The sequence below is a fragment of the Rhodothermales bacterium genome, assembly GCA_034439735.1.
GTDB lineage: Bacteria > Bacteroidota > Rhodothermia > Rhodothermales > JAHQVL01 > JAWKNW01.
This window is the reverse complement of the sequence record JAWXAX010000104.1, coordinates 1-11,127: the sequence shown is the minus strand read 5'-3', so window position 1 is coordinate 11,127 and position 11,127 is coordinate 1. Positions and strand designations below refer to the sequence as shown.

At 64.4% G+C, this 11,127-nt stretch carries 11 protein-coding genes; 5 read left to right on the top strand and 6 right to left on the bottom strand.

What is annotated here, in order from left to right:
* Window positions 1–872 (top strand): M20/M25/M40 family metallo-hydrolase (locus SH809_08455; GenBank protein ID MDZ4699720.1); only part of this gene is annotated, 872 nt, incomplete at its 5' end.
* The gene (locus SH809_08450; GenBank protein ID MDZ4699719.1) at window positions 869–1,495 is read left to right on the top strand and encodes a methyltransferase domain-containing protein; all 627 of its coding nucleotides are present in this window, start codon (window positions 869–871) and stop codon (window positions 1,493–1,495) included. The genes SH809_08455 and SH809_08450, both read left to right, overlap by 4 nt.
* 42 nt (window positions 1,496–1,537) lie before the next feature.
* Here SH809_08450 and SH809_08445 read toward each other — a convergent pair whose 3' ends face one another.
* The 4 genes from SH809_08445 to SH809_08430 form a co-directional block, all read right to left on the bottom strand.
* Window positions 1,538–2,305, bottom strand: coding sequence for an SDR family oxidoreductase (locus SH809_08445; protein ID MDZ4699718.1), 768 nt, complete (start codon window positions 2,303–2,305; stop codon window positions 1,538–1,540).
* A gap of 132 nt (window positions 2,306–2,437) precedes the next feature.
* Complete coding sequence (locus SH809_08440; protein MDZ4699717.1) at window positions 2,438–3,532, bottom strand: TIM barrel protein; 1,095 nt, start codon at window positions 3,530–3,532, stop codon at window positions 2,438–2,440.
* Window positions 3,529–6,081, bottom strand: a complete 2,553-nt coding sequence (locus SH809_08435) for a c-type cytochrome (GenBank protein ID MDZ4699716.1) — start codon at window positions 6,079–6,081, stop codon at window positions 3,529–3,531. Before SH809_08435 ends, SH809_08440 begins: the two co-directional genes overlap by 4 nt.
* A gap of 225 nt (window positions 6,082–6,306) precedes the next feature.
* Window positions 6,307–7,167, bottom strand: a complete 861-nt coding sequence (locus tag SH809_08430; protein MDZ4699715.1) for a FlgD immunoglobulin-like domain containing protein — start codon at window positions 7,165–7,167, stop codon at window positions 6,307–6,309.
* Window positions 7,168–7,474: 307 nt separating this feature from the next.
* On the opposite strand from SH809_08430, the gene SH809_08425 reads away from it, so the two are divergent.
* Entirely contained in the window at window positions 7,475–7,720 is a 246-nt protein-coding gene (locus SH809_08425; GenBank protein ID MDZ4699714.1) for a hypothetical protein, read from the top strand.
* A 147-nt stretch (window positions 7,721–7,867) separates the two neighbouring features.
* Here SH809_08425 and SH809_08420 read toward each other — a convergent pair whose 3' ends face one another.
* Entirely contained in the window at window positions 7,868–8,254 is a 387-nt protein-coding gene (locus SH809_08420) for a VOC family protein (GenBank protein ID MDZ4699713.1), read from the bottom strand.
* Between the two features lie 60 nt (window positions 8,255–8,314).
* On the bottom strand, window positions 8,315–9,601 hold the full coding sequence (locus SH809_08415; protein MDZ4699712.1) for a Zn-dependent hydrolase: 1,287 nt from the start codon (window positions 9,599–9,601) through the stop codon (window positions 8,315–8,317).
* 119 nt (window positions 9,602–9,720) lie between these two features.
* Here SH809_08415 and SH809_08410 point away from each other — a divergent pair, with 119 nt between their 5' ends.
* Together SH809_08410 and SH809_08405 are read left to right on the top strand one after the other, a co-directional pair.
* On the top strand, window positions 9,721–10,890 hold the full coding sequence (locus tag SH809_08410; GenBank protein ID MDZ4699711.1) for a trypsin-like peptidase domain-containing protein: 1,170 nt from the start codon (window positions 9,721–9,723) through the stop codon (window positions 10,888–10,890).
* Window positions 10,829–11,127: hypothetical protein (locus SH809_08405; protein MDZ4699710.1), on the top strand; the 299-nt coding region annotated here is incomplete at its 3' end. The genes SH809_08410 and SH809_08405, both read left to right, overlap by 62 nt.

Genomic DNA, 11,127 nt, shown 5'->3' with positions numbered 1-11,127 from the left:
GGGCGGTGGACATCAAGGGGCCGCTCGCCGCGCAGGTGTACGGGGCCGCCCGGCTCAAGGACCGCGGTGTGGTCCCTCCCGGCGATGTGTACGTCACCGCCGTGGTCTACGAGGAGATCGGCGGACTCGGAGCTGAATACCTGACGCATACCCTCACGCCGCCCTATATCGTGATCGGCGAGCCCAGCTGGAACGAGTTGCGGCGCGGGCACCGGGGGCGGCTCGAGCTCCAGCTCCACGTCACCGGCCGCAGTGTGCACGCCAGCATCCCGGAGCGCGGCGTCAACCCGCTCGAGGTCGTCGCCCGGTTCATCGCCGGCCTGCCGGCGGTGGAGCGGAACACCGACCCCGACCTCGGGCAGAGCTCCTGCGCGCCGACGCTTTTCCGCACCGACCAGATCAGCTCGAACGTCATCCCCGCCGAGGCGTGGTTGACGATCGACTGGCGCAACGTGCCGGGCGAATCCGACGAAACCGTCGTCGCCCGCCTCCAGGCACTGGCGGACCGGTGTGTCATCCCTGGCTCCAAGGCGCGGATCTTCATCCCGTCGGCCCTCCGCACGAGTTATACCGGTTATGCCGTTGAACAAACCGCCTGCAACGGCCCATTCGTCACCCGAGCCGACGACCCGGCGCTACGCGCCGCCGAGCGGGTACTCGGCAAGGCGATGGGCGGCGTGCCCACGACCGGTCTCTGGCGGTTCGCGACCGACGGCGGACATTTTATTAAGACGGGCGCGACGCTGATCGGCTTCGGTCCCGGGGACGACACGCTGGCGCACACGGTGGACGAGCACCTCCCCATCGCTCAGCTGGCGACGGCGCTCGACGCCTACGAGGCCCTGGCGGAAGACTGGACGTCCTCCCTATGAGTCTCTTCAAACGCTTTTTCGCCTGGTCGATGGCCACGGGCGACGCCGCGCAAGAGCGGATCTACGGCGCCATCAAACGCGACCTGTTCGCCGGCGTGCGGGGGATCGTCCTCGAATTGGGTCCGGGCACCGGCGTCAACCTACCGTTTATGCCGGCGGGGATCGACTGGATCGGCGCCGAGCCTAATCTGCACATGCATCCCTACATCCAGAAAAAAGCCCGGGATCGTGGTCTCTCCATTCGGCTAGTAACCGATTCTGCCGGCGCCCTCTCCCTCCCCGACGCCAGCGTGGACACCGTCATCTCCACCCTCGTATTGTGCTCCGTCCCCGACCAGGCCGCCGCGCTGCGCGAGATCCGGCGGGTACTCAAGCCGGGCGGGCGGTTTTATTTTATCGAGCACGTGGCCGCGCCGGCCGGCCGGCTCCGTCGAGCGCAGCACCTCATCAAACCCTTCTGGCGCGTCATCGGCGACGGCTGCTGCCCGGATCGGGACACGGGCGACCGCATCCGCGAAGCCGGCTTCGCCGAGGTACACCTCGAACGCTTCAACGCCCGAATGCCGATCGCGATCGTCCGGCCGCATATTCGGGGCCATGCCGTGCGGGCGAACGCGGCGTAGAGGCGGACGGCCGTCCGCCCCACCGATAGCCCGCCGACGACATCACCCCGCCGTCCACCCCGCGTCCACGGCCACCATCGATCCCACCATATAACCCGCGGCATCACTCGCCAGGAAAATCGCGGCGCCCTGGATCTCCTTTAACTCCCCCCACCGCTTCAGCGCCGTAGCGCCCACGACGAACTTCTGCCCATCTTCCGTATTCGCAATCGAGATGTTCATGTCCGTCAGGAAAGGCCCGGGACAAAGCGCGTTGACGTTGATGTTAAACGGCGCCAGCTCCAGACCCAGCGTGCGGGTCATCTGCACGATGGCGCCTTTGCTGGAGGCGTAGGGCGTCCGCTGCGCGAGACCTACCAGGCCCAGGGCGCTGGCGAGGTTGATGATCTTCCCCCGGCCGGCAGCTTTCATGTGCGGCACCACGGCCCGGCAGGCCAGCCAGGTGCCGTTGACGTTCACCTCCATCACCTTCTGAAAATCTGCGTACGGCAGGTCTTCGATGGGGCCCCGGATGTTGATGCCGGCGCTGTTGATCAGGATGTCGATCCGCCCGAACGCATCCAGCGCCGCCTCGGCCACCGCGGCGGCATCGGCCTCGACGGTTACGTCCGCGCGTACGTATTCGGCCCGCACTCCGTAGGCTTCCGCAACCGATTTCGCGGCATCCCGACCGTCACTCCGGGCAACAAGCACGACGTTTGCGCCGGCCGACGCCAGCCCCTCGGCCATCGCCAGGCCGAGGCCTTTAGTGCCGCCGGTGATGATAGCCGTGCGGCCGGTCAAATCGAATAACTTGATGCCTGGAAGCATGGGAAAAGGGATGAATGAATTGAAAATTGCAAAGTGAAAAGTGAAAAATGTTTCTTCCATTCACTTTGCACTTTGGACTCTACACTATTAACTGCATTTAACTTTTCACTTTTCACTTTTAACTTTTAACTTTCAACCGCCTCTCATCCCCAGCACCTCCCGGGCATACACAAACGAGCGGACGTTATTCTCCTCTTCGTAAGCGAGCCGTTCCTCGGGCGTTTTGCCGGTCACGGCGGGTAAGGCGGTCGGCGGCGGGTGGCTGGCCACGAACCGGAGGCTTCTCGCCAGGTCGAGGCCGCCGACCCGGTCGAACGTCGCCCAGTAGGCGTCCGTCAGGACGGGCACGTTGAGAGGGTCCCGGGTGATCATCTCCAGGTTAAACGTCGCGGCCGGGTTGTGCCGTTCGCAGAGCGCCACCATGCGCGGAAGGTCGAGTATTCCCTCTCCTAGCGGCACTTCCGACATCAGAAACCCATCGGCATACGGCTCGACGGCCATGTCCTTGATATGGACGGTCGTGGTGTACGGGGCCAGCTTTTCAACGACCTCCATCGGATTCTCCAGCAACGAGATATTATTCCCGAGATCGAGCGTCACCCCGATCCACTCGCTGCCCAGATGCTCCATGAGGGCGATCATTTCATCGATCCGCCAGTCCTTGTGGTTTTCAACGGCGAGGCGGACCCCATGCCGGCTCAGTACTGGCTCGGCCCATTCGAGGGATCGCCAGGCGCTCCGTTTAAACGCCTCGAAATCGGCCAGCGACTGGAAGTCCTCGTAACGCCGGCCGCTCAGGCAGGCCGTGCGGACGAGCACCGCGCCGGCCTCCTTGGCCGCGGCGACATCGCGATCGAACCGGTCGACCTCCCCGGCCTCGTGGGGGAGTCGGATCTGGCCTTCCAGGTAGAGTCCGAGGCGCTCTCGGCGCTCGCGGACGCGCCCGGCGAAGTCGGCCGGCCAGTCGCCCACGCCCACCTGGGCGCCGCCGGCGCCAAGGTGAACGCAATGGTCGAGGATATCGAGCGCCGACTGGAAGCCCGGGTAGGCGCTGCTGGGGGCCTCGGATTTCCACCGGACGGCAAACGTCGCGTGGGCGACACCCATCGCTCGGCGGGCCGGCGGCGCCAGTGCCATCAGCGGGGTCGACGATATCGACGTAGATACCAGGGCCGCCGCGGCTCCGGCCAGAAACTGTCTGCGATTTACGCGATCGTGTAGGATCATGGGGATGCGGTGATAAAGGCCTTGAGTTCATCGGCCGTCCAGGGCGTCACACGCCCCTGGGTGGTGACGCGGGTGGTGCCGACCATTCGGCGGGTCACCGGTCCGGCATCGTGGCCCCAGGCGTTCCGAATGTACGTTAGTATTGCCGCAATCGCCGCATCGTCCAGCACGGCAAAGGCCGGCATTTCGGGGAGGATGTCTGGGGCATCGTACCGCCGGCCGGCGACATCGATCGGGCCCTCGAGGCCGTGGAGCAGGATGCGGACGAGTGCGCTGTCGGCGCCGTTCACCCACTCGGAGCCCGCCAGCGGCGGCGCGAGGGATGGCATGCCGGCGCCGGCGTTGCCGTGGCAGGCGGCACAAACCGACAGGTAATGCTGACGCCCCAGCGCAAACATGGCGGGGTCGATGGCCCTCCCCGAAGCCGCGTCGTCGGCATCTATTGGCGTATGTCCAGGCCAGGCCAGGCGTCGGCCGAGCGCTTCGAGGCGCTCGCGTGTCTCGGGAGAGAAGGCGTCGAGTCGATCCAGCACGCGCGGTGGAGTGGACAGCGTGAGGACGCCGGCGCGATGGGTGCCGAGACCGGCGAGGAGGGCCTCCTGTCGCCAGCCGAACACAGGTGCATCCAGCCTGGCGAGGAGGGCCTCGACCTCCGCGGCCTCGCCCCGCCGGAGCGTGGCCGCGGCGAGCATCTCCACAAACACCGCTCGCCCCGGAGACTCCGTCCGCCATTCCCATAGGGCCCAGATCTCTTCGAGCAACAACAACTCACGGCCGGCCAGACTGCTCATGGCGGCATCGCGAAAGAGGGCCTCTTCCCGGTAGATTCCGAGGATGCCGGCCAGGATAGGGAGCGCGGCATTGGCATCGAGGGCGCCGGCGGCCAGTGTGATCGCGAGGGCAATTTCGGGGGGCGCCTTGGCCCAGCGGACCGAAAGCGCATCGGCCAGCGACTCGCGAAAGGCCGCTTTCCGAGCGGCCTCCTGCGCGAAGATCCGGATGGCCGCGGCCTGAACCCGCAGGTCGCGGTCGTCGATGGCCTTGATCAACACCGGGAGCGTGAGCGCATCGAGCCCTTCGAGGGTCCACAGCGCATGAAGCCGGCCGAGGCGGTCGTTCTCCCGCATCGCCACCCGCTCGAGAAACGGCACGGCAGCCTGGTCGGCCCGCTCGACGAGCAGGCGTTGAGCGGTATCGCGAACCCATCCATCTTCATCCGAAAGCAAAGCCACGAGCGCCCGCGACGAGGTGCCAGCGAGCTCGATGCGCCCCGGAGGGGTCCATCGTTCCGGCACGATACGCCAGATCCGGCCGTGGTGGACCGGCTGGTCGAGCCGGCGTTTCTCCGTCTGCTCGCGCAAGTAGGGCGTCATGTACACCCCGTCCTGGATGATCCCGCGGTACATGTCCGCGACGTACAGCGCCCCGTCGGGCCCGGAGGTGAGGAAGACAGGCCGGAAGCGCTCGTCGGTCGATGCCAGAAACTCGACCCCCGGCGTCGCGTCTTCCGCGGTCAGGGCAAGACCGTGGGAAGTGAGGATATTCCGTTTGATGAGATTGCCGACCGGCTCGCACACGAAGGCGTTGCCGCGATGCCCGGCGAGAGCCGTGCCTCGATAGATAAACGGAGCGCCGGCCGAGGTGAACTCGAGCAGCCGCCCCCGTTCGTCAAGCGCGCCGGGGATATAGCCGCGGTTGGCCGCCGGCGTGGCGCGGATCGGGAAGATGCGGCGGTTCTGTGCCACCCCCACGTTCAGACCACTGGTGGGTGTGTGGTGGGGATTGCGGCCGAGACTATTTGGAGGAACGAGATCCGTGTGGAGTTGGGACCAGTTGTAGTTGTAGAAAAGCCGGCCGGCATCGTCGTGCGAGATTCCCCACTGGCCCCTGAACTCCGTCGAATCCCGCAGCCACCGCCCCCCGCGCAGGCGATAGCGGATGGATGATTTGGCGTTGTAATACCAGTTGTCGATCCCTCGCCAGAGTCCGTTGGCGGAGTGCTCGGGGAGGCCGGCGCCACCATAGGTCGAGTCGATCAGGACGCGCCGGTCTGCCCGAAGGTCGCCGTCATCGTCGTACACCATCCACAGCGGCTTATTCTCGGCCACGAGGGCGCCTCCGGGCACCACGGCCACGGCACGGGGGAGCACCAGGCTATCCATGAAAATCACGGCCTGGTCCATCCGACCGTCGAAGTCGATATCCGTGAGAATCTTGATCCGGCCGATGGGCGACTCGTCGCTGGACCCCTCGAGTTCCGGCATAAATCCGCGCATCTCCACGACCCAGAGGCGGCCTTCGGCGTCGAACGTCATTGCCACAGGATCCTCCACGAGCGGCTCCGAGGCCACGAGTTCGATCCGCAGACCCGGTTCGAGTCGGAACGTCGCGTGTTCCTGCGGGGGCGTGCGGACGGGCGATATCCCCTCGCGGTTGTCGCCGGGCCCCGGCCCCGCGGTACAGCCGGCCACCGCCAGCGCCGCTAGCATTAGCAGCTCGGATACGACGCGCCTGAGGGAGGGCCTATGTGAGACGGTGAGGGGGTGCATGGGCCGGGGGGCAGGGGGGTAAGCTACCCGACAAGGTCGACCCCCGGCGTCCAAAAAACAAGGTAGCCGACCCGACGCCGTTGAGACGCAAAATTTTGCGTCTCAACCACGCGTTTTAGGCCCGTGTTGGCAAAAACAAACGGCGCGCCGACCATGGGCCGGCGCGCCGAACTCGGGGAGCATCGCTTGCAGTAAAAGGGTGCGATACTCCTACTTGCGACAAACCTACTTCAAAAGCGTCATGACGCGCGATTGAGATTGTTGTCCGTCGAATGTAACGCGGTAGAGATACACGCCGGAGGCGGCGACCTGACCATCGGTATCGCGTCCATCCCATTGGACCTCGTAAACGCCGGCGCTCTGCACGCCATTGACAAGCTCCGCCACCTGCTGGCCGAGCACGTCATATACCGCGAGGACGACCTGGCCGGCATTGGCCAGCTCGAAGTGAATCGTGGTAGAGGGATTAAACGGGTTCGGGTAGTTGCCGTGGAGGGCGAACCGTGTGGGTGTTTCGTCGCCAATGCGCTCGATGGCCACCGAAGACACCTCGTTGGTCACCCCGGGGGTGGCCGTTCCCGAGTCCCAGTTTTCCGCCGGCGTGGCGCCGGAGCCAAAGTAGGCGAGCGTGGCGCCGGACTCAGCCGCCGGGACGAAGGCGCCGGCGGTCCAGACCCCCGCCATCACGGCGACACTTTCGCGCGTGTGGCCGGCCGAGCCGTACTGCATGTAGTCCGCCATCGCGGCCGCGCTTGTGAATGCGTTTGATGTGTAAAGACCTACTTCGCCATCGCCGGAGCCGAGCGCGTTAAACGCCACCACGAGGTGGCCGCCGGCGGGGATGACCATGGCCCCTTCGAGAATCGTGAGGGTCGATATCTGGGAGTAGGTCGGGAAGTTGCAGAGGTAGAGTTCAGAGACATCCTCAGCGCTGTCGCCAGCATTGTAGAGTTCGACCCATTTCGTAGCGCCCATGAAGTCCACGCCGGCGTAACCGACCTCGTTGATGCGCACCTGAGCCTGTGTGGTGAAGCCCAACCCCATGAGGAGCAGGAAGAATAACCCGTGTGGTAAGATTCGTTTCATCGTGTAGACAGATCTATGGTATGGGATGAATCGGCGAAAAAAGACCGTTTTGACGTCTCCGGGTGGAGCGTCGCTGTTAACAAAATGCCAGGGCCTCAAGGAAGGTCCCCGCTGCCACACAATCCTCACAAAACAATAACGTTCCGTACACAGCTTACGCGCGTAGCGCCGAAACCAAACCAGCGAGCAGTTGTATGCCTCGCACACTTCCATTCTGCCGGCACGTTGAAGCATTCGCACGTTCGACCGCCGGCAGCGTTTTCATCTCTCGCTACGTCTTATCCGCGCCCAGGCGCACCGTATACCCATGCCCAACAGCAATGTATCGGGCATCCGACCGCAACCCGTGGACCAGAACGTCCTCGAGGTGTATCGGATGATGCCCACCAGCGACATCGAGCGGCTGCTTGAACACATCGAATGGCTCGAAAGCGAGCTGGACGACGCCCGGAACGTCCAGACCACTACCGACAAAAAACTGGTCTATCTGATGAACCTGTTGAGTCAGCACAAGCGCGCCGTGCAGGCCGAGTTGGACCGGTTCGGGAGGTAGAAGCCATGCGCGTTTTCGTACATCCAGGTTGAAACGACCATCCGCCGATAACTCAAAAGCACGACCCTTTTTCACCTTAATTCGGCCCAATTGAGCCAGAAACGACGATCGCGGGTTTCTGGCACTCAAGTGTGCGCGGATTGATCGTCACCCCAACCGCTCCCGCAAGTGCACGATGTTGCCTTCGGGGTCGCACACATTTCGCACCCGCATTCCGGGTCCAGGCCAGATCGGTCCGTGTACACAACCGCCACACGCCACGGCTATCTCTTCCGCTTCGGCCAGGCTCGCGACTGTAAAAAACGGCTTGATGGCCTGGCTTTCCCGTGGCTCGGGGGGCACGGCGATGACGATCGACGCCGCGTGGGGCGGGGGGATGGCGTGCAGGATCAACTGCGCGTCGGGCGACTGCAGCACTCGGTGCTCGTCGTCGGCATGGAGCACTCGGGCCCCGAGGACGCGTTCGTAGAAGGTGGATACGGCGTCTACGTTTTTGGCGTAGATGAGCACGCCGGCGCGCGCGGAATCGGGCATGGGAGGAGGTGTCCTGTTGGATGAGTGTGCGCGTAATATCACACCGAACGCTTAAGAAACCTACGTATTTCCCCTTTGCCGGCCCGGGTTTGTCCCCCCGATTGCACCACCCACTCCCGCCGCCATCAGGGCCGCGTCCAGCAGGACCTCCGCGCCGGCCACCAGGTGCTCGGGTGCGGTGTACTCCATGACGTCGTGGCTCACGCCGCCCCGGCTCGGCACGAATATCATCGCGGCGGGGCAATGCGCGGCCATGATTTGCGCGTCGTGACTGGCGCCGCTGATCATCCGTCGGCTTGTGTATCCACGTCGATCGGCCGAGGCCTGTACGTGGCCGATCAGCGTAGGGTTGAAAGCCACCGGCGCGACCCGAGCCAGTTTTCGAGTGTGGACGCCCAGCCCCTCCCGCACCGCCAGATCCCGTACAAACGATTCCACCCGGTCCTCCGCCGCGGCCAGACCGCCGTCGTCCGGGTGGCGGAGGTCGACGGTGACGACGGCCTCCCGTGCGATGACATTGATGATGTTGGGCGACAAGCGGATCGAGCCGACCGTCGTGCGTTGCGGTTCGCCGATGCCCACCGCCAGTTCGCGCACAAACCGAACCAGCGCGCCGGCGGCATATCCAGCATCCCGGCGCAGCGCCATGGGGGTAGTGCCGGCGTGGTTGGATGCGCCCTCGAATACGACCTCGATCCACGACAGCCCCTGTACCCCTTCCACCACCCCGATCGTCTTCGCCTCCCGCTCCAGCACCGGCCCCTGCTCGATGTGCAGCTCCAGGTACGCGCCGATGGGGAGGTCGCGCCATTCCCGCGAGCCAGTATAGGCCGTAAAGTCCATGTTCTCTCCGATCGAGGTCCCGTCTACACCCACGATGGCGCGGATGGCATCGGCCTCGAGCTTATGGGTGACGTACAGACTGCCCATCAGATCCGGCATGAACCGCACCCCCTCTTCATTCACGAACGAGGCCACGCCCACCGGCTGTTCCGTGACCACGCCGGCGTCGTTCATCGCGGCCACGGCCTCGAGGCCAGCGAGCACCCCGAGGCTGCCGTCGAAACGTCCACCGGAACCGACGGTATCCGTGTGGGATCCCATGAGGACCATCGGGCCCTCCCCCGCGCCGGGGCGCACACCGAGCAGGTTGCCAACAGCGTCAATAGAGACGGTCATCCCCAGCGCACGCATGCGGGCCTCCACCCAGTCGCGGCCGGCGCGGTCTTCCGATGAAAACGCCAGCCGCGTCACTCCGCCGCCCGGAATGGCGCCGATGGCGGCCAACGCGTCGAGGCTGGAGAGGAAACGGGAACGGTCGATGGGGATATGAGCAGGTGACGTCATGATGCGGCAGGTTTCAGATCTAGTCGGACGACCCGAGAAACCAACACTCCGGCTTCTCGTACGCAACCGTCGATGTGATACGTTATAAAACGCTCCGTCGAACGCAAACGATTCGGGTTATGTACTCCATTCGATTTACAGCCCTCTTATTAATCGGGATTCTGGGCATCGGTTGCAACCGCAACGCCAACTCCCAGCAGCAGGTCGAGACGCCGGCGGTCCTGCCGGCGCCCTCCCTCGGTGAGGTCACCGATCAACTCTACGAAAGTCGCACGAACGCGATCACCCGCGTGGTCGAAACCGCCAGCCCGGCCGTCGTCAGCGTCAACGTGATGGCGGTACAACGCGTCGAATACCGCGATCCGTTCTCCGACCCATGGATGGAATTTTTTTATGGCCGCAGCCGCAGCCGCGTTTACGAACAGCAGGTCCAGAGCGTCGGCTCGGGCTTCGTCATCTCGGCGGACGGCTACATCGTCACGAACGAACACGTGGCGCATAACGCAGCGAAGATTACCGTCGCCTTCATGGACGGTGCCACGCTCGACGCGACGCTGATCGGGAGTGACGAAGCCAGCGACCTCGCGCTCATCAAGGTAGCCCCCCCGGAACCGCTGCCGCACCTCTCTTTCGCGGAAAACGGCTCCGCTATCCCCGGCGAATGGGCTATCGCGCTCGGCAATCCGTTTGGCCTGTTCGAAGCCGCCGAGCCCACGGTTACCGTTGGCGTGGTCAGCGGCACGGGGCGCGACTTCCAGCCGCAGGAAAATCGGATCTATCGGGATATGATCCAGACCGATGCCGCCATCAACCAGGGCAACTCGGGCGGCCCGCTCATCAACGCGCTCGGCGAGGTCATCGGCGTCAATACGTTCATCTACACGTCCGGCAACGGCGGCTCCATCGGGCTCGGGTTCGCCGTGCCGGCGGACAAAGCCATGCGCATCGTCCAGGAACTGAAGGAAACCGGGCAGGTGGACCGCTCCTACTACACGGGTCTCCGCGGCTGGGATGTCAATGAGCGCATCGCCCGGGCCCTCGGGCTGACGGAACAGCGCGGCTTCGTCGTCCGCGACGTCGACCCCGGCTCGCCGGCAGACCTGGCCGGCTTCAAACCCTATGACGTCATCCTCACCTTCGAGGACGAGCCCATCGACGGGCAAGTCGACCTCGCCGCTCGCCTCACCGACTTCCGCCCCGGCGACGCCGTCCACCTCGGCGTCTTCCGTGAAGGGAAGATGTATAAGGTGGAGATGCAACTCGGCCGGCAGGATACTGGAGGGAGATAAGGAGGGGGAAAGGGAAAGGGCAAAAGGCAAAAGGGAAAGGGCAAAAGGCAAAAGGGAAAGGGCAAAAGGGAAAAGGGAAAGGGCAAAAGGGAAAGGGCAAAAGGGAAAGGGCAAAAGGGAAAGGGGGAAAGGGCAAAAGGGAAAGGGCAAAAGGGAAAGGGCAAAAGGGAAAGGGCAACAGGGAAAGGGCAAAAGGGAAAGGGCAAAAGGGAAAGGGCAAAAGGGAAAGGGCAAAAG